The organism is Acinetobacter gyllenbergii, from assembly GCF_001682515.1.
In the GTDB taxonomy this organism is placed as follows: Bacteria; Pseudomonadota; Gammaproteobacteria; order Pseudomonadales; family Moraxellaceae; genus Acinetobacter; species Acinetobacter gyllenbergii.
The window spans coordinates 87599-106935 of record NZ_KV575270.1 but is presented as its reverse complement, the minus strand read 5'-3'; the positions used below and the strand labels follow the sequence as shown (position 1 = coordinate 106935).

Genomic DNA, 19337 nt, shown 5'->3' with positions numbered 1-19337 from the left:
TTTAGGAGAGTCGTAAGGCTCTCCTTTCCATTTACAAGAATTAAGTGAGAACAGATATGAATAAGATTCAAACTTTAATGATGATGGTGCTTACGGGTATTGCATTCAATACTCAGGCTTCACCAGCAGTAGCAGAAGCACAGGGCGAAGTAGAATTACAAACGACAGATGAGGTGACTTTTCCTGAGGTGAATAAAAGTTATCTTAAACTGGTGAAGCGTTATGAATATAACGATGTTGCCCGTTTAGATGTCGGTATGAACAAAGATCAATTCCGCCATATTCTCGGTAATCCTCACTTTAGTGAAGGCGTATTTGCCGTGAAAACATGGAATTATGTCTTGGATATTCGTGTACCCAATACGCAGGATTATAAGCGTTGCCAACTGCGTATTGACTATGACAAAAAATATATTGCCAATCGTTTATCTTGGAAAGGTGAAGAGTGTCAAGGTTTGATGACTTGGGGTGCCAATAATGTGGTCCCTGCTATTTTACCTGCACCGATTCAGGCTGCTCCGCAGACTGGAATTGTATTCTTTGCATTTGACCGTTCAGATGCCAATGCAATCGAACCAAGTTCAACCAATCTGGCAACGATGGTGAGTGCAATTCAACAGTCTCAAAATCCTGTGCTTGTTTCGGGTTATGCAGATCGGCTTGGTAAGTTTGCCTATAACCAAGACTTATCTTCTCGTCGTGCCAATACTGTGGCGCAATTGTTGGTACAGCAAGGAGTTGATCCTAAACGCATCCAATTACAAGTCAGTGGTGGAACAAGTCTTTATCAGGAATGTTCAGGTCAAGCACGTAATACACAACTGGTTCAATGTTTAGCACCAAACCGTCGTGTGAATATTCAGTGGTAAGCTAAAACAATAAATAGGGCAGCTATAAATATAGCTGCTCAAACTATTTATAAAATTATTTTTATAAACATATATTTCTGTGTGGAATAGGTTAAATGGGATTGTTTTTGGGAGTTAATATTTATTTATGGACTTGAATAAAGTTATGAAGCTAGGTTGTTCGTAATAAAACACTTTGTTTTTTATGAAGAGATTAGCTGAGATGGTTTTATTTTAAGAGATACTTTGGTTATATTTAATAATAAAGGTTTAGAAATGGCAAAATACGAAAGTGCTTTTTATGAAGAAGGTAATGAAACTGTTGAGGTCTTTGCAACTCAGCTCAGGGATGCTGAGCTGAGAGCAGTATTAAGAGAGAAAAATCTTTTTAATAAAAATAGGAATATTTTACTAGGGATTCGAAACCATCCAGACACACCACATTTTTATAGGAAAAGTTCACATCGTGGTGATATTGATAAAGGTGAGCCTAAAGATACGTCGCGACATGATGAAAAACGGGATGAATTTTTATACTTTCTTGAAAATAATGCGAACTCAACCTCAAGTGAAAATCTAAGAATTGGTATTTATGAAAAATGTAAGGAGGTCGGAAAGCATCAGCTTACCGTACTCAATTTATTGGAAAATTATCAGTGGGCAAAGGAAGTTAAGTTTTCTGTTTCTGAAGAAAGTTATTTACGGTTTGATATTTTTGGACGTTCTAAAGCGTACTTTGGGTGGGTCGAAAAACACCCCTATGTCGCTATAGAAATTGTGGATTCGCACTTTAGCTCTAAGGCGGCATTCAAGGCATTGTTAAAAATATCACAGGAATTTCCAATTTTTATTGGCTATATGTTTGTATCTCAAATACCTTATTTAAATACCAAAAAGAATGGAGATAAATCTAACTCCCCCAAACATATCCGCTTTAAGCACTACATTATGGATGGTAGCTTTTGGGATCAAGATGAAAGGGTAGATGAAGGTTTTGAGAAAATCGAAAAACATCAATCAGATGAATACTATAATTTTGTTTATGACAAAATTAAACCATTCTTAGCGTGAAATATGTCGCTTGCTTATGGATGAGTATTTGGATTTATAGCAAACACTTCGAAAATGGTTTGGCGTGCTAAATACTTGTCCTCTGTGGTCAGTTCAATTCTATTTAACGGTTTAAATAGAGTGAATTGGCTATGGCAGCATGTTTGACCATTGCTATGCTTGTGTGAACAGAATGAATGGATATGATTGTCATCAATACGTGATCCTATCTAGCGAATAGTCAACTAATTGAAATTGATTACAAAGTTTTAGATAGGATGGCTAATATTAAAAAATTATAAAAATGTTTCAAATGTAAATATGGCCTGCCTATTCTGTTTATTAAACACTCCTATAATGTTAATGTTTGTCTATTTTTTGATTTGATTTTAAAACTTACAAAAAAAGCAACTTGATTGTTAAGTTTTTAGATTTAATTGTTAAATATCCTCTAATTTTATTCTCTAAATTAAACAGTGCTTAATTAATAATAAAGGCACTGGATCATGAATAAAATATATCGCTTAGTTTGGAATAAATATTTAGGTTTATGGACGGTCGTTTCAGAACTTGCTCGTGGTACAACGAAAAAACGTAATGTTTCGGTGGAGACTACAGCAGCACTTAGCCCTCCCTTAAATGCAAATTCTCTTTATACAAAATCTCATCTAACGCCAGTCATACTGGCAACGGTTATGGGTTCAATTTTTTATAGTGGTCATACATTTGCAGGTTATGAAGCAGGTGGTGGATCAACATTTACAAATTGTACCTCGACCAGTACAGGTAGTGGTACAGAATCGACCAATAGCATTGCAGTCGGTCCAAATGCTTGTGCACCAACAAATGATTCAATTGCAATTGGTCGAGCTGCATCAACACAATCGGTTGGTGGTGTTTCAAATCAAAGTATCTCAATTGGTGCATTCTCTCGAGCTGGAGGTGATCAATCTGTAGCTTTAGGTGCAAATACTCGAGCAACAGGAAACTCTTCGGTTGCCATAGGTGGTGATGATGTAGATCGATTGGCAAATGATGCGGCATTAAGAACAAAATACAATCAAATTACTGGAGGGACGATTGTTGCTGGTCAATACCCCACAACGACGGCTATGCAGGGTTCCACAGCAGTGGGTGTACAAGCTTTAGCAACAGGTGACTTTGCCTCCGCTTATGGGATGACGTCAAAAGCAACAGGGGATGCATCTGCAGCTTTTGGTGTACAAGCCAATGCAGCAGGTTTAGGAGCTGTGGCTTTTGGTGCGGTTGCACAAGCAACGGGAAATGGTTCAGCAGCTTTAGGTGTAAATGCAACCGCATCAGCGAATAATGCGACCGCAATTGGTTCTGGAAATACCAAAGCAACTGCCGCAAGAGCTACGGCAGTTGGTTCGACAGCCATTGGTCATCTTTCCTTGGCGAGCGGAACTGGTGCAGCAGCAATTGGGCAAAATACTCGAGCATCGGGGGATCGATCCATTGCATTGGGAGATGGAGCGCAATCTACAGCAAATGGAACTGCTGCCTTAGGAGTCAATGCAAATGCTTCAGCAGACAAAGCAATTGCAATTGGCTCAGGAGAAACGCCAGATACGGCAGCGAAGGCTTCTGCTGTAGATGCAACTGCAATTGGAAATCGATCTGTATCAAGTGGTATAGGGTCAGCAGCGATAGGACGAGCAGCACAGGCTACAGGGGATAAATCACTAGCAATAGGAGATGCTTCTCAGGCTTTGACCAGTGGGGATATGGCGGTAGGTGATGCCGCTTATGCACGTAGCGGAACAGGTAATATTTCAGCGATTGCCTTAGGGCGAACTTCTAGGGCGGATGGAAACAATACCTTAGCCATTGGTAATGCAGCAAGAGCCACTGATAATTTTGCCGCAGCGATAGGGAATGCTGCTGAAGCATCTGCCGATAATGCAATTGCTGTAGGAAACTCAGCAAAAGCATCTGGCAATCTTTCTAGCGCGTTGGGAAACAATGCAAATGCAAGTGGTCTTGAATCATCTGCAGTGGGTAATAGTGCGGTTGCATCAGGAAGTTACTCATTTGCGGCAGGAAGTCGGGCACAAGCTTTAGGTTCAGAATCGGTCGCGACAGGTCATCAGTCCAAAGCGCAAAGTTTTGCTGATATTGCGATAGGAAGTGATGCTGCGACAGTGGCGGGCACAGGTGGTAAGAACATCGCCATAGGAAATAAGGTGACCACAGGTGCAGTAGGTCAAAATGTTGCCATCGGTTCAGGAATCACCACAGCCAATTCATCAACTGCCGATGGTGGTGCAGTTGCGATTGGTCGAGATCAGGTTGCAACGGGCGATGGCGCAGTCGCGATTGGTGACCCAAATATTGTAAATGGTGATGGTGCGATTGTATTAGGGAAAGACAATATTGCCGCTGGGGATTCAGCAGGGACAACCGCAGCTAATGGTGCGGTTGCGATTGGGAATACCAACCAAGCTATTGGTCAGGGTTCAGTGGCTTTAGGGAGTACCTCAACAGCCGCTGCGGCAGGTGCCATTGCGTTAGGTGATACTGCTAATGCTGCGGCAGCTACTGCAATAGCATTAGGTACAGAAACTCAAGCACAAAATGAAGGTGATATTGCAATTGGTCGCAATGCCCAAGCTTCAGGTGAGATTGCTAATGGAATTGTCAATTCTGCTGTTGCTATAGGAGCGAATAGCATTGCTAATCAGTCGAATACGATCGCTTTAGGGAATGAGACGGAAGCAACTGGAGCTAGCTCTTCAGCGATAGGTTCGAAAGCATGGGCAAGGGGAATCCAGTCAACAGCTATAGGTAATTTGGCCACAGCAAATGGTAATTATTCGATTGCACAGGGGGCTGATGTAGAGGCCGCTGGACATTATTCAATTGCGGTTGGAAGTTATGCAAAATCTGAAGGAGTCGCATCGTTAGCTTTAGGAAACTTAGCAAAAGCAGAAGGTGATGCTTCTGTGGCACAAGGTAACCAAGCTGAAGCTCTAGGAAACTCTTCGATTGCAACAGGCGATAAAGCTAAGGCACAGAGCGATAATGATATTGCATTAGGTAATAGTGCGACTACGGTTGCAGGTACAGGCGGTGACAATATTGCGATAGGAAACGCAGTCACCACAGGAGCGACAGGCAAAAATGTTGCAATTGGTTCGGATGGAACCACTGCTAATTCAGAAACCACAGACGGTGGCGCGGTTGCGATTGGTCGAGATCAGATTGCAAATGGTGATGGTGCGGTCGCGATCGGTGATCCAAACCGAGCAAGTGGTAGTGGTGCAGTTGCTTTAGGTAAGGACAATACTGCGGCAGGTGATACTGCTGCAAGCTCTTTGGCAAGTGGAGCAGTCGCGATTGGGAATACCAACCAAGCCATTGGTCAGGGTTCAGTGGCTCTAGGGAATACCTCAACAGCCGCTGCGGCAGGTGCCATTGCATTAGGCGATACTGCCAATGCACAAGCGACCCGTGGTGTGGCACTCGGTTCTGGTGCAACCGCAACCAATGCGGATGATGTTGCGCTTGGTGCTGGTTCGATTACTTCAGCAGCCAATCCAACCGCTAATGGTACAGTCGGTGGCATTACTTATAACTATGCGGGCACAAGCCCAAGCAGTGTGGTCAGTGTCGGGAGCGAGGGCAATGAGAGACAAATAACCAATGTTGCTGCGGGTCGCGTAACTGAAACGAGTACCGATGCAATTAATGGTTCACAACTGTATTCCACTCAAGCAGCAGTCGGCAATTTAGCTGAATCCACAGCCAATCATTTAGGTGGTGGCTCGGTGGTGAATCCAGATGGCACAATTTCAGCACCTAGCTATATCGTCAATGAAACACCAATCAATAATGTTGGTGATGCGATTGAAGCGCTGGATCAAGGTTGGAATCTACAAAGCAATGGGGCTGGTGGTGCAGCGATCAAAGCTGGTGATACGGTTGATATTGGCACTGCTGATGGGGAGGAAAATCTAACCGTCACTAAAACGGGTAATGACATTAAATATGCTCTAAATCGAAATCTGAAAGTGGATAGCGTGACCGCAGGTGACACGGTCATCAACACGAATGGCGTTACGATTAATAATGGGCCAAGTATTACCAATTCAGGCATTGATGCGGCGGGTCATATAATTAGCAATGTCGGTGCAGGTGTTGCAGGTACAGATGCGGTCAATAAAAGCCAATTAGATGCAGCAACCGCGGCAGGTAAAAATACGGTGACGGATGGTAAAAATATCACTGTCACAGAATCAGCCAATGCTGATGGCAGTACTAACTATGAGGTCGCTACAGCAGATGATGTGGACTTTAATAATGTGACTGTGGGCGATGTCACGATTGATGGCACCACGGGCAAGATCAGTGGTGTGACTGCGGGTGATGTGACTGCGACTTCGACCGATGCAATTAATGGTAGTCAATTGGCGGGCACAGCCAAGAGCGTATCGGATGCATTAGGTGGTGGTTCGGTGGTCAATCCAGATGGTACCGTGACTGCACCAAGCTATACTGTCAATGGCGTAGAAAGCAATAACGTTGGTGCTGCGCTATCAGAATTAGACAAAGGCTGGAATCTACAAAGTAATGGTGCCAAAGCGGGTGCGGTGAAAGCAGGAGATACGGTTGATATCGGTACAGTTAATGGTGAAGACAATCTGACTGTGACCAAGAATGGTAATACCATTCAATACGGACTGAACAAAGACCTCCGAATTGATAGCGTCCGTGCTGGCGACACCTTAGTGAATGACAATGGGGTGACCATTACTAATGGTCCAAGCATCACCAAAGGTGGGATCAACGCCGCAGGTAATCCAATCAGCAATGTCGGTGCAGGTGTGAATGATAGCGATGCCGTCAATAAAGGTCAGTTAGACGATGCCGCTGCCGCCGCTAAAACTGAAGTGACGCAAGGCAAGAACATCACGGTTTCTAAAACCACAGGCGCAGATGGACAAGACATCTATAACGTGGCAACCGCAGATAATGTTGAGTTTAACAATGTCACAGTCGGTGATGTCACGATTGATGGTACCACCGGCAAAATTAGTGGTGTTGCAGCAGGTGATGTGACTGCGACTTCGACCGATGCGATTAATGGCAGTCAATTGGCAGGCACAGCGAAAAGCGTATCAGATGCCTTAGGTGGTGGCTCGGTGGTGAATCCAGATGGTACCGTGACAGCACCAAGCTATGACATTAACGGAACGACGGTCGGTAACGTTGGTGATGCGCTATCAGAATTAGACAAAGGTTGGAACCTGCAAAGTAATGGTGCCAAAGCGGGTGCGGTGAAGGCAGGAGATACGGTCGATATCGGTACAGTTAATGGTGAAGAAAACCTTACTGTGACCAAAGACGGTAACACCATTCAATATGGTTTAAACCGTAATTTGAATGTTGATAGTGTTCGAGCTGGCGACACCTTAGTGAATGATAATGGTGTGACCATTACAAATGGCCCAAGTATCACCAAGTCTGGCATCAATGCCGCAGGTAATCCAATCAGCAATGTCGGTGCAGGCGTGAATGATAGCGATGCCGTCAATAAAGGTCAGTTAGACGATGCCGCCGCCGCCGCTAAAACCGAAGTGACGCAAGGCAAGAACATCACGGTTTCTAAAACCACGGGAGCAGATGGACAGGACATCTATAACGTGGCAACCGCAGATAATGTCGAGTTTAACAATGTCACAGTCGGTGATGTCACGATTGATGGTACCACCGGCAAAATCAGCGGTGTGACTGCGGGGGATGTGACTGCGACTTCGACCGATGCGATTAATGGTAGTCAATTGGCAGGCACAGCCAAGAGTGTATCTGATGCCTTAGGTGGTGGTTCGGTGGTCAATCCAGATGGCACGGTGACTGCACCAAGCTACGACATTAACGGAAACACGGTCGGTAACGTTGGTGATGCACTATCAGAATTAGACAAAGGCTGGAATCTACAAAGTAATGGTGCCAAAGCGGGTGCGGTGAAAGCAGGAGATACGGTCGATATTGGTACAGTTAATGGTGAAGAAAATCTCACCGTGACCAAAGACGGTAACACCATTCAATATGGTTTAAACCGTAATTTGAATGTCGATAGTGTTCGAGCTGGTGACACCTTAGTGAATGATAATGGTGTGACCATTACAAATGGCCCAAGTATCACCAAAGGTGGGATCAACGCCGCAGGTAATCCAATTACCAATGTCGGTGCAGGTGTGAATGATAGTGATGCCGTCAATAAAGGTCAGTTAGACGATGCCGCTGCCGCCGCTAAAACCGAAGTGACGCAAGGTAAGAACATCACGGTTTCTAAAACCACCGGAGCAGATGGACAAGACATTTATAACGTGGCAACCGCAGATAATGTTGAGTTTAACAATGTCACAGTCGGTGATGTCACGATTGATGGTACCACCGGCAAAATCAGTGGTGTTGCAGCAGGGGATGTGACTGCGACTTCGACCGATGCGATTAATGGTAGTCAATTGCATGGTGTGGCGGATAGTGTTAGGAATTCGATCGGTGGGGAAACAACGTTAAACCCTGATGGTTCAATTAGCACTAGTAATGTTGGGAATACGGGGCAGAACAATATCCATGATGCGATTAACTCAGTCCGTGGGCAAGCAGCAGCCGCAAAAACCGAAGTCGAAGCTGGCAAGAATATGACGGTTGAAAGCCGCACGGGTGCAGATGGTCAGACCATTTATGAAGTGGCGACTGCGGATGATGTTGCATTTGATTCTGTTCAGGTCGGTGATGTTACGATTGATGGCACAACAGGAAAAATCAGTGGTGTAGCCGCAGGTGATGTCAATCCTAGCTCAACCGATGCAATTAATGGCAGCCAATTGGCAGGGACAGCGCAGAGTGTGTCGAATGCTTTAGGCGGTGGTTCGGTAGTCAATCCAGATGGCACAGTCACAGCACCAAGCTATAACGTCAATGGTGTAGCAAGTAACAATGTGGGTGATGCCATTAATGCCTTGGATAAAGGCTGGAACCTACAAAGCAATGGTTCTGACAATGCTGGTGCAGTCAAAGCAGGCGATACGGTTGATATCGGAACGGTGCAAGGTGAAGAGAACCTCACTGTCAGCAAAGATGGCAACACGATTCAATACGGCTTAAACCGTGACTTGAAAGTGGATAGCGTCACGGCAGGCGATACCGTCATCAATGACAATGGTGTAATGATCAGCAATGGCCCAAGTATCACCAAAGCAGGTATTGATGTTGCGGGTAACAAAATCAGCAATGTTGCACCAGGCACAGTGGGTACCGATGCGGTTAACAAGGATCAATTAGATTCAGCGGCTGCGGCATCAAAAACCGAAGTGACCGAAGGTAAGAACATCACGGTGACCAAAACCACAGGAGCAGATGGACAAGACATTTATAACGTTGCAACTGCGGATAATGTTGAGTTTAGCAATGTCACAGTGGGTGATGTGAATATTGATGGCGCGACAGGAAAAATCAGTGGTGTTGCAGATGGAGCGGTTGCCGCAGGTTCAAGTGAAGCAATCAATGGTGGTCAACTGCATGGTGTTGCAGACAGCGTTAGAAACTCCATTGGTGGCGAAACGATATTGAATCCAAATGGCTCAGTGACCACCAGCAATGTGGGGAATACGGGTGAAGCTAACATCCATGATGCGATTGACTCCGTACGTAAAAATGCAGTGACAGCAAAAACCACAGTCACCGAAGGTGACAATATGGTGGTGACTGAATCAACCAATGCCGATGGCAGTACCAATTATGAAGTCGCTACTGCACGTGATGTAGATTTTGATTCAGTTCAAGTTGGTGATGTCGCGATTGACGGCACAACAGGAAAAATCAGTGGTGTAACAGCAGGTGATGTAAATCCAACTTCGACTGATGTAATTAATGGTAGCCAATTGGCAGGTACAGCACAAAGTGTCTCAGGTGCATTAGGTGGAGGCTCAATTGTCAATCCAGATGGCACGGTGACTGCACCAAACTATGAGATCAACGGGATATCCGTCAGTAATGTAGGTGATGCGCTGACTGAATTAGACAAGGGTTGGAACCTACAAAGTAATGGCTCTGACAATGTAGGTGCAGTCAAAGCAGGCGATACGGTTGATATCGGAACGGTGCAAGGTGAAGAGAACCTCACTGTCAGCAAAGATGGCAACACGATTCAATACGGCTTAAACCGTGACTTGAAAGTGGATAGCATCATGGCAGGCGATACCCTCATCAATACCGAAGGCATCACCATCAGCAATGGCCCAAGTATCACCAAAACAGGAATTGATGCTGCAGGTAATCCAATCACGAATGTCGCAGATGGCACAGCCTCAAGTGATGCCGTCAATAAAGGGCAATTGGATCGTGCCGCTGCTGTTGCCAAAACTGAGGTTGAAGCAGGCAAGAATATGACGGTTGAAAGCCGCACAGGTGCAGATGGTCAGACCATTTATGAAGTGGCGACTGCGGATAATGTTGAGTTTAACAATGTCACCGTGGGCGATGTGAATATTGATGGCGCGACAGGAAAAATCAGTGGTGTTGCAGATGGAGTGGTTGCCGCAGGTTCAAGTGAAGCAATCAATGGTGGTCAACTGCATGGTGTTGCAGACAGCGTTAGAAACTCCATTGGTGGTGAAACGATATTGAATCCAAATGGCTCAGTGACCACCAGCAATGTGGGGAATACGGGTGAAGCTAACATCCATGATGCGATTGACTCCGTACGTAAAAATGCAGTGACAGCAAAAACCACAGTCACCGAAGGTGACAATATTGTCGTAACTGAATCAACCAATGCCGATGGCAGTACCAACTATGACGTTGCCACTGCAAAAGATGTGAAATTTGATCGTGTCACTGCAACGGATGCGGACGGCAACGAAACTGTTCTAAATGCAACAGGTACTCAAGTTAAAGATGCTGAGGGCAATCAAGCCGAGTATGCCGCCAAAGGTATCTCCCTGAAAGATCAGCTTGGGAATGGCACTGTCATCAATCAAGCAGGGATTGGCTTTGTCGATGCAACTGGCAATAACATTGGGCCAAGTATTAGTGCCGCTGGTATTGATGCTGGCAATACCGTGATTCGTGGCGTTGCACCTGGACGTATTGCAACTGACTCACAAGATGCGATTAATGGCAGCCAGTTAAAAGGTGTTGCGGATAGTGTTGCAGGAGCGATTGGTGGTAATACCACGGTGAATCCTGATGGCAGCATTAGCACAAGCAACATTGGCGGAACTGGTCAAGATAACATCAATGATGCAATTGGTGCTGTAGGTAAAGCGGCTCAAGCAGCAAAAACCACGGTAAGTAAAGCAGCTGGCGATGAAAATGTCACAGTAAGTAGTCGTCAGAATGCAGATGGCAGTACGGATTATGAAGTTGGTCTATCCAAAGATATTAAAGTCGATAGTGTGACTGCGGGTGATACGGTGCTCAATGATGATGGTCTACGTATCGCAGGCGGTCCAAGTGTGACGAAAGCAGGCATTGATGCAGGCGATAACAAAGTTACGGGTGTCGCCGATGGTACGGTTGCGGCAGGCTCGAAAGATGCAGTGAATGGTGGTCAATTACACGGTGTTGCAGACAGTGTGAAAAACATTGTGGGTGGAAATACGACAATTAATCCAGATGGAACGATTGTGGGTGAGAACATTGGCGGAACAGGCCAAGACAATATCAATGATGCAATCAACTCTGTTCGAGGTGACGCAGCAGCTGCCAAATCAACGGTCAGCAATAAAGATGGCAATATTTTAGTCACGCCAACCACCAAAGCTGATGGCAGTAAGGACTTTGAGGTGGGTCTAGCCAAAGATATTCAGGTTGATAGTGTGGCTGCTGCCAATCAAGTCAATGTGGGTGGCGCTGGAGGTACAACTATTGCAGCAGATGGTGTGCGTATCACGGGAGGGCCAAGTATCACCAAAGGAGGGGTGAATGCTGGAAATCAGAAAGTTACAGCTGTGGCTGACGGTGCAATTGCAGTGGATTCAAAAGATGCAATTAACGGTAGCCAATTGCATCAATCTTATGAAAATGTGGGCAAGGCCTTAGGTGGCGGAGCCGGCTATGATCCAAGTACTGGTTGGACCGCACCGAGTTATGAGGTCGGCGGTAATACACATAACAATGTGGGAGATGCACTTAATGCTTTAAACAATGCAGATCAGGCCTTGGGTGATCGAATCACCAATCTTGGAGATCAAATGCAACAGGCATTCTACGATACCAATCAACGGATTGATGATGTCAAAAAAATGGCCAATGCTGGGGTTGCAGCAGCGATGGCATTGGAAACCGCGCCGTATATTTCAGGTAAATATACTTATGCGGTTGGGGCTGCTTATCATGGTGGTGAAAATGCAGTGGGCCTCACACTTCGTAAAACCGCAGATAATGGGCGTTGGTCGCTGACAACAGGTGTGGCAGCAGCTTCACAGGGTGATCCAAGTTTCCGTGTCGGTCTAAGCGGCGTATTTGATTGATTTGAATTCAGGGGGAACCATCTCGGTTCTCCCTTTTTTTCAGCAGGATAAAGAGAGAATAAAAATGAAGAAGCTACCAGTTTTCATCATCACGACACTGTTTGCCGTTGTTGGGTCGAACCACGCCTATAGCAAGCAAGAGGTTGAACAGATACAGGACGTCACTTTTCCAGAAGTGGATAAGAGTTATCTGAAATTGGTTAAACGTTATGAGTTAAATGATGTTGCGCGTTTAGGTGTGGGGATGAATAAAGATCAGCTCCGCCACATTCTGGGAAACCCACATTTCAATGAAGGATTGATGCAGGTCAAAACATGGAACTATGTCTTAGATATTCGTGTACCAAATACACAAGACTATAAACGCTGTCAGTTACGTATTGATTTTGATCAGAAATATAGAGCAGAACGCTTATCTTGGAAAGGTGATGCTTGTCAGAGTGGAATCGTTTAGCAATGAGTAGAATCATTTTATTACCGATGAAGAAGCAGCACATTCTAGTTTGAATTTAAATTAAACAAACAGGGCAAGAAAGACTTGTTTGTTTGATTTTCCTAAAATGATTATTTATCGGATATAAAGTGTCAAAAAAATAAGACCAAGGTTTGTTAAGCTCTTAAGAATTGAAATATGAGATGGATCATATGTTTCATACTTTTTCACATTGTGAAAAAAATATCAGACTGCATATTATTGAAGTCGGAAATAAAGATCTAAAGCATGCAGTCATTTTTTTTCTTTTAGATATAGATAAGTTTTTTTCTTTAATCAATAGTTTATCTTTGGACCATTTTCGCATTGTTTTAGTTTATCGCTGTGAAATATTAAATCAGGATTTTATCGGCCAAGATCTAATAGATGGATTTAAATGTTTAACAGATCGTCTAATGGTAGAGAATACACACTTTATATTTGAACCATGCTTAGATGAATCCTATAAATATGCTTTATATAATAGTGACTTATTTGACTCGATAACGATTTCTAAGAAGTTCGATGAACTGTGTATGCAGGCATTCTTTGCATCTTGCCCACTTAAAAGCGAGGATAAGATAGATTTTATTGATAAAGTGAATATTCAAATTAGTAATACTTTATCGGAAGGAGAGCCATATCTGGTTAAAGTCGCCAAAAAAATGCGCTTAACACCGAGGGTATTATCTAAAAGAATAAGAAATGAAGGCGAAGAGTTTAAATTATTAGTCAAACAAAAAAGGCACGAGAAAGCCTTGTTTTTATTAAAAAATGAAGATGTGAGTTTGTCTGATATTGCATATACATTGGGTTATACGGAGCACAGTGCTTTTACACGCGCATTTAGAGGCTGGGCTGGATGTTCACCTTGCCAGTTTAGAAAGTATTTAAAGTAATTCGATGTGAGGTATAAAGTTTTGGATATTAGGGATTTAAAAACTTTTATATATGTAGCTGATCATCAGTCTATTACCATCGCCTCTGAAAAATTAGGCGTGAATCAGTCAACTGTGACAAAACGTATTTTTAATATGGAAGCGATTGTGAAAGGGGTTTTATTTAACAGGAGTACGCGACCCTTACAATTAACCCAATTAGGGAAAAAAGTTTATTTTAAAAGTTGTTTTATTTTAAAGCAGTTAGAGTCACTGAGAAACGTTCATAGTGAAGGTCATGAGGGAGTCAAAAGAAAGATTAAGATTGGTATTGCTCAGGCATTGATTGACGATTTGTTAGATGCTGTGACGAATGAATCAAAAAAAATTAATCCGCATTATGAGATTGATATTTATAGTGGATGGGGTTGCAGCCTGATTCAACAGGTCAATGATGGGGAAATTGACTTAGCCGCATTGATGATTCCATCAAATCTGAGTTTTAGCAGCAATATTTCTTTTTTAGAAGTTGGGACGCTACCCTTTGTGGTTGTTGCCAGAAAGGGTGAGGCTTATAAATATAGTAGCCTTGAAAAATGTAGTAAGAGAGGTTGGGTACTTCATCCTGAGAGCTGCTGTTTTAGAGAAAGTCTAGCCAAGCTTTTATATGAAAGAAAGTTAGGCTTTTATATCAATAAAGAGATTTTCGGATTAGAACTCCAATTACAAAGTATCTTAAAAGGTGAGGGTCTGGGTGTTTATCCAAAGTCGTTCTTAGATAAATTTATGTTAGAGCATGAAGGATTAGAAGTCATTCAGTTAAATGATTTTCCTGTCCATTTACATGTTGGTGTCGTCAAATCGCAACAGATGAGCATTGAAGAGAGCAATGCATTTATCGAGATTGTGAAAAATCATTATTTTTAGTTGCCCAGCGTTGTATTTGGAATAAAAATTTTTCCGAATGGCTCTAATTTTTGATGAATAAAAGTGCTAAAAGCCCTAATTTGATTAGGGCTTTTTTATTTTGATTTTAATCACAGTTTATTGAGCCTTATATTCATTGATGACTTCAAGTGCTGCTCGGAAAGCCTCCTGTGTTGCAGGTGCGCCACAATATGGCAGGCTATGCAATAACACTTCTTGGATCTCCTCAACCGTTGCACCATTGTTCAATGCACCACGAATATGCCCCTTAAGTTCGGTAGGGCTTTTTAGGGCTGTTAAAAAGGCAATGGTCACCAGAGAACGGTATTTACGCGGTAATACACCTTCACGTTGCCATGTTGAACCCCAGGCATGTTCGTTGATCCAGTCTTGTAGAGGCTGCGTAAAAGGGACCGTATTGTCCTGTGCACGTTTGACAAAAGATTCTCCCATCACTTCAGTACGGACTTTTAAACCATTTTCATAATCTTGTTGTGACATATTTTTACTCTTTTAGCAGTGAGAAAAGATTGAATTGTTCCTTCAATATTTTAAGGTTGATAGCCTAGGACCGTTTTTATGAATTGTACTAGTGGTTCCTCCAATTGTGGTAAGTCGGCAAAACGCTGCTCACAAATACAACGATATACAATCTCATATGCCCCACCAATTGCCGCTTGATAAAACACTTCAGGGACTTCTTTCCAATGTGTCGGCTGATGTTGTTGTATCTTAAGGTGGCCTCTTTTAAGCATCTCGGCCAACTCGGAAAAAAATGCATTGCGTTGGCGTAGGCAGCGAGGACCAGCATGTGGAAACTCTAGTGCCCATGCAATAGTGAATTCTTGCTCTTGCATACACAAATTTAAATAAGCACGTAGTGGTAGACGGATCCAGTTATCGTTCTTGAAGTCGACTTGCTGAAAGTATTGAAAGGCGTTTTGTAAGAGTGCTTGTCTGCCCAGTTCTTCTGCAGCTAGAAAGCAGTCTTCCTTCGTTTCAAATAGCGTATAGAACACCTGCCTAGAGACGCGAGCATGTTTCACGATATCTGCAATTGTTGTAGGAACATAGCCTTTTTCAGCAAAAACGCTGATGGCCGCTTTTACTAGGCGGCGATGTTGTTTGGCACGGGTTTCGTCTTGGGACAAACTAGTGCGACCACGCGGTAGACCTGCCGCTTCGGTGTCGTACGATCCTGAAAGCTTACTCACGATTATAAGAACTTATACATGATTGAGAATAATTGCTTCACGCTAGCATTATTGAACTTTTTACTCAAGTGCAGAAGATTCTCGATAAAAATAAAAATTATTTTTTTTCAATCCCTTAAAAAATATTAGTTGACTCTAAAATGGTTTAATTTTACAAAAGAACTTAACAGTACTTTTGTAAAATTACGCTCTTTAGGAGAACTGTATGACATTAAAAACTTCTGGCATATCTACGGCCAATCGTAAAAAGGCTTCTTTCCCAGTCCGTCGCCTAAGCTTTGATTTTCCACAGACAAATCGCTATTGGTTTGATAATGATAGTTATCTAACTCACATGATGAATGCCATGTCTGGTATTTTCCCGCAGGGTGAATTGATGTTGATTGAAGCCCTACGCAAAATCCGAGGAGAGATTGATAATGAATTATTACAGGCGGAAATCAGTGCTTTCATAGGGCAGGAGGCAATGCATGCTAAAGAGCATATTGCTTTTAATAATTATGCATCTGAGCAGGGAATTGACATTGCGACGCTAGAAGCTGAAATGAAATGGATATACCAGTGGATGCAGAAGTTGTTGCCTAGTATGCACATTATGGCAGTAGGTTGTGCTGTGGAACATACTACAGCTACCTTAGGGGCAGCAATTCTACGAGATGATAGTTGGAGTAGGCTATTAAATGGTCCAGTAGGTGAATTATGGTTGTGGCATTCACTTGAAGAAAATGAACATAAGGCGGTTTTTTTTGATGCCTATGTTGCGGCAGGTGGTGGTTACGTGCTTCGCGCATTTTATATGGCTGTTGCTGGGAGTATTCTGACTTTACTTATTTTTAATAACATGCGCCGTCTATTAATAGGTGACAAAGTGCTTTCTCTTAAAGGTATTGTAAAGTTTTGCAGTCGCATAGGAGGAGCAAAGGGCTTGGTAAACCAGAAATCTTTGGGAGATTTTGCAGACTATTTTCGCCGTGATTTCCATCCATTTGATCATGACACTAAAGCATTGGAACAGCTATGGCGTCAGCGTTTGGGTTTAACGACAGTGTAAAAGTTTATCGTAAATAATTTTTAACCAGCAGTTTTATAAAGTACGACAATGCTAGCTTTTAACAAGGGGTGAAATGTTAGTATTGTTGGGGCTTTATAAGGCTAGATGAACGAAATCAGCTAAGCCTATGACTTGATCCTTGTTTAGGAAGGATTATGACAATTAGTTTTAGCTTTGAATTGGTGAGCTAAAAGCCCAAAATGTAATTTGATAGATATCGTATATTTAACAAAGATGTCTCTGCGAGCATTAATTTTTAATATAACTCGTCATATAATTCACTGAGATATCTGGTGCTAGCCAAAAATATCCAGTGATCGGATTGTAGTGTAGGCCAATCGTATGGGTTTGGGTTAAACCCGCAGTTTCTGCAAAAGATCTGAGTTCATTGGGTCGAATATATTTGTTGAAATCATGAGTGCCTTTCGGCATTAATTTCAAAATATATTCACCTGCAAGAATGGTAAATAAATAGGATTTTGGATTTCGATTAATTGTAGAAAAGAAAGCCAAGCCATTGGGTTTTAATAATTTTGCACAAGCCTGAATGATGGATGCCGGATGGGGAACATGTTCCAAAAGCTCCATACAGGTTACGATATCGTATTGTTGGGGAGCTAGAGCAGCCAATTCTTCTACAGCAATATTGCGATATTCAATCGTCTGGATATTTTGCAAAAGTGCATGATCGCGAGCGATTTGGATACTTTGCTTGCCAAGATCAATTCCAAGGACATTCGCGCCATCTCGAGCCATACTTTCAGCCAAAATTCCGCCCCCACACCCCACGTCTAAAATTTTCTTATCTTGAATACCGTTTGCAACAGATTTTATCCAGCCTAAACGCAGCGGGTTAATCTGGTGTAGCGGTGCAAATTCACCTTGCTTATCCCACCAGTTATTTGAAATGGATTCAAATTTAGCAAGCTCGTGACGATCATAATTCGATGGCTTCATGTTTGATTCTCCAATCACATTTGTCGTTCGGCATAAAATTTTTTAGGTGAAGATTTCATGGCTTTTTTAAACATGGTGATGAATGCACTATCTGAAACGTAGCCTAATTCATTGGCAATATAGGTAATGCTTCGGCCTTCATTCATTTTTTGTAAAGCTAATGTGATATGTAGTCGTCTACGCCAATCATTTAAAGAAAGATGGGTTTCCTCCTTAAAGCTACGCGTCAGGCTTCTTTCACTCATACAACACATGGCTGCCCATTCGGCTAAATTGGTTTTTTGATCAGGTTGTTGTAGCAAAGAATCTGTAATCATCTTCAAACGTTTATCTGAGGGCAGTGGTAAGTATTGCCATTGCTGAGGCGCATGGATGATTTCATCGACTAAAACCTGCATAAGACGAGTATCAGTAGGATTAGAGCGGTATTCAGCTTTGATTTGCTCCGTTCTGATCAACATAGCATTTAAAAACTCATTCACTTGAATGACATGGCAATCGTACTGATTGAACAGATTTTCTTGAGTAAAAACGATAAAGCAGGTTGAAAGACCAATTCCGACAGAGGAATGTGGGGTATTTGCGGGGATCCAGATCGCGGTATTGGGGGGAACCACCCAGATGCCTTTATCTGTCGAAATGGTAATTAGACCCGATACGGTTGCCATCAACTGACCGTAGTCATGCTGATGCCAACCTAACTCCCAATCGGGGATATCAGCAGCAATTTTGAGTACCCTGATTGGATCGCTCAATGGATGCGAAAACTGAATATCCTGAAAATTATTGATGACCATTAGTAATTTAAAAGCGTTTGGACAAGTTGATCAGATTCTTCTTTACTCGAAACTACATACATTGGATAACCTGAAAACTGTAAATATACTTTTGCAAACTGTTCAGCTTTAGCGCGTTGTTCACGATCTGATTCAGTATGTACCAATCCTAAAATTAAACGAGATAAGGTTTCACGTTTTGCTTTTACCCACGCTGCAATTCGCTTTCTGGATTCATGGTCATTATTTTGCTCGGTTTCATCAAAGGCACCTTCACTAATAAAAACAAATTTTTGATTTTTAGCGAGCAAGACATTAAATGAATCAAATAACTCATCTAAAGTTTGCTGATCTTGAGCTTTATAACTCAGGGTCACAATGGGGAATTTTTCGATACTTTGAATGTACATGATAGACACCTTAAACGATAATGATTCTCTTTATTGTATCTACCTTTTATGGATTAACTTCTTTGTTTGGGTCAAAAAACTTTTCAATCCAGCCATTATTCTCAATTTGGGTCAGAGATGGACATGGTTTAGTCGCTGATTTTATGGATGAATGAAATCAGGTTACCGGTGTTTATCATCATCACTATGACTTGTTTTGTATCGGATTGGAGGAGCCTTCAAGCATGATCTTGTGTATGAAAACGAGTA

General features: G+C 42.6%; 12 protein-coding genes. 7 read left to right on the top strand and 5 right to left on the bottom strand.

Translation table 11 applies throughout. From position 1 onward, the window contains the following. Window positions 1-56: 56 nt before the first annotated feature. The 6 genes from tpgA to NG55_RS18410 all read left to right on the top strand — a co-directional run bounded on the left by tpgA (window position 57) and on the right by NG55_RS18410 (window position 14680). A complete protein-coding gene (gene tpgA, locus NG55_RS18435) occupies window positions 57-869 on the top strand; it encodes a trimeric autotransporter adhesin/peptidogylcan-associated protein TpgA (RefSeq protein WP_065344068.1) in 813 nt (270 codons plus the stop codon). A gap of 255 nt (window positions 870-1124) precedes the next feature. Further along, complete coding sequence (locus NG55_RS18430) at window positions 1125-1919, top strand: hypothetical protein (protein ID WP_065344067.1); 795 nt, start codon at window positions 1125-1127, stop codon at window positions 1917-1919. Window positions 1920-2404: 485 nt separating this feature from the next. After that, window positions 2405-12403 (top strand): ESPR-type extended signal peptide-containing protein, encoded by a 9999-nt coding sequence (locus tag NG55_RS18425; RefSeq protein WP_065344066.1) that lies wholly within the window; start codon window positions 2405-2407, stop codon window positions 12401-12403. Window positions 12404-12467: 64 nt separating this feature from the next. After that, window positions 12468-12857, top strand: coding sequence for an outer membrane protein assembly factor BamE (locus tag NG55_RS18420; protein ID WP_016542006.1), 390 nt, complete (start codon window positions 12468-12470; stop codon window positions 12855-12857). A 191-nt stretch (window positions 12858-13048) separates the two neighbouring features. Further along, the gene (locus NG55_RS18415) at window positions 13049-13774 is read left to right on the top strand and encodes a helix-turn-helix domain-containing protein (protein ID WP_065344089.1); all 726 of its coding nucleotides are present in this window, start codon (window positions 13049-13051) and stop codon (window positions 13772-13774) included. Window positions 13775-13795: 21 nt separating this feature from the next. Beyond that, window positions 13796-14680 carry a LysR family transcriptional regulator gene (locus NG55_RS18410; protein WP_016542008.1) on the top strand — a complete coding sequence of 295 codons (885 nt, stop codon included), beginning with the start codon at window positions 13796-13798 and terminating at the stop codon, window positions 14678-14680. 117 nt (window positions 14681-14797) lie between these two features. On the opposite strand, the gene NG55_RS18405 is transcribed toward NG55_RS18410, so the two are convergent. Both NG55_RS18405 and NG55_RS18400 read right to left on the bottom strand, forming a co-directional pair. After that, window positions 14798-15181, bottom strand: a complete 384-nt coding sequence (locus NG55_RS18405; RefSeq protein ID WP_065344065.1) for a carboxymuconolactone decarboxylase family protein — start codon at window positions 15179-15181, stop codon at window positions 14798-14800. A 50-nt stretch (window positions 15182-15231) separates the two neighbouring features. After that, on the bottom strand, window positions 15232-15831 hold the full coding sequence (locus NG55_RS18400) for a TetR/AcrR family transcriptional regulator (protein ID WP_228704200.1): 600 nt from the start codon (window positions 15829-15831) through the stop codon (window positions 15232-15234). A gap of 268 nt (window positions 15832-16099) precedes the next feature. On the opposite strand from NG55_RS18400, the gene NG55_RS18395 reads away from it, so the two are divergent. Further along, window positions 16100-16945, top strand: a complete 846-nt coding sequence (locus NG55_RS18395) for a metal-dependent hydrolase (protein WP_065344063.1) — start codon at window positions 16100-16102, stop codon at window positions 16943-16945. A gap of 249 nt (window positions 16946-17194) precedes the next feature. Here NG55_RS18395 and ubiG read toward each other — a convergent pair whose 3' ends face one another. The 3 genes from ubiG to NG55_RS18380 are packed head-to-tail and all read right to left on the bottom strand — an operon-like array spanning window position 17195 to window position 19088. Further along, the gene (ubiG, locus tag NG55_RS18390; protein ID WP_065344062.1) at window positions 17195-17902 is read right to left on the bottom strand and encodes a bifunctional 2-polyprenyl-6-hydroxyphenol methylase/3-demethylubiquinol 3-O-methyltransferase UbiG; all 708 of its coding nucleotides are present in this window, start codon (window positions 17900-17902) and stop codon (window positions 17195-17197) included. A 14-nt stretch (window positions 17903-17916) separates the two neighbouring features. Next, window positions 17917-18699, bottom strand: a complete 783-nt coding sequence (locus NG55_RS18385; RefSeq protein WP_065344061.1) for a helix-turn-helix domain-containing protein — start codon at window positions 18697-18699, stop codon at window positions 17917-17919. Continuing rightward, on the bottom strand, window positions 18699-19088 hold the full coding sequence (locus NG55_RS18380; RefSeq protein ID WP_065344060.1) for a hypothetical protein: 390 nt from the start codon (window positions 19086-19088) through the stop codon (window positions 18699-18701). The genes NG55_RS18385 and NG55_RS18380 overlap by 1 nt, the downstream gene beginning before the upstream one ends. Window positions 19089-19337: the final 249 nt, after the last annotated feature.

Coding starts and splice junctions, on each gene's coding strand:
- tpgA (WP_065344068.1), top strand. CDS start 57: ATGAATAAGATTCAAACTTTAATGATGATGGTGCTTACGGGTATTGCA.
- NG55_RS18430 (WP_065344067.1), top strand. CDS start 1,125: ATGGCAAAATACGAAAGTGCTTTTTATGAAGAAGGTAATGAAACTGTT.
- NG55_RS18425 (WP_065344066.1), top strand. CDS start 2,405: ATGAATAAAATATATCGCTTAGTTTGGAATAAATATTTAGGTTTATGG.
- NG55_RS18420 (WP_016542006.1), top strand. CDS start 12,468: ATGAAGAAGCTACCAGTTTTCATCATCACGACACTGTTTGCCGTTGTT.
- NG55_RS18415 (WP_065344089.1), top strand. CDS start 13,049: ATGTTTCATACTTTTTCACATTGTGAAAAAAATATCAGACTGCATATT.
- NG55_RS18405 (WP_065344065.1), bottom strand. CDS start 15,181: ATGTCACAACAAGATTATGAAAATGGTTTAAAAGTCCGTACTGAAGTG.
- NG55_RS18395 (WP_065344063.1), top strand. CDS start 16,100: ATGACATTAAAAACTTCTGGCATATCTACGGCCAATCGTAAAAAGGCT.
- ubiG (WP_065344062.1), bottom strand. CDS start 17,902: ATGAAGCCATCGAATTATGATCGTCACGAGCTTGCTAAATTTGAATCC.
- NG55_RS18385 (WP_065344061.1), bottom strand. CDS start 18,699: ATGGTCATCAATAATTTTCAGGATATTCAGTTTTCGCATCCATTGAGC.
- NG55_RS18380 (WP_065344060.1), bottom strand. CDS start 19,088: ATGTACATTCAAAGTATCGAAAAATTCCCCATTGTGACCCTGAGTTAT.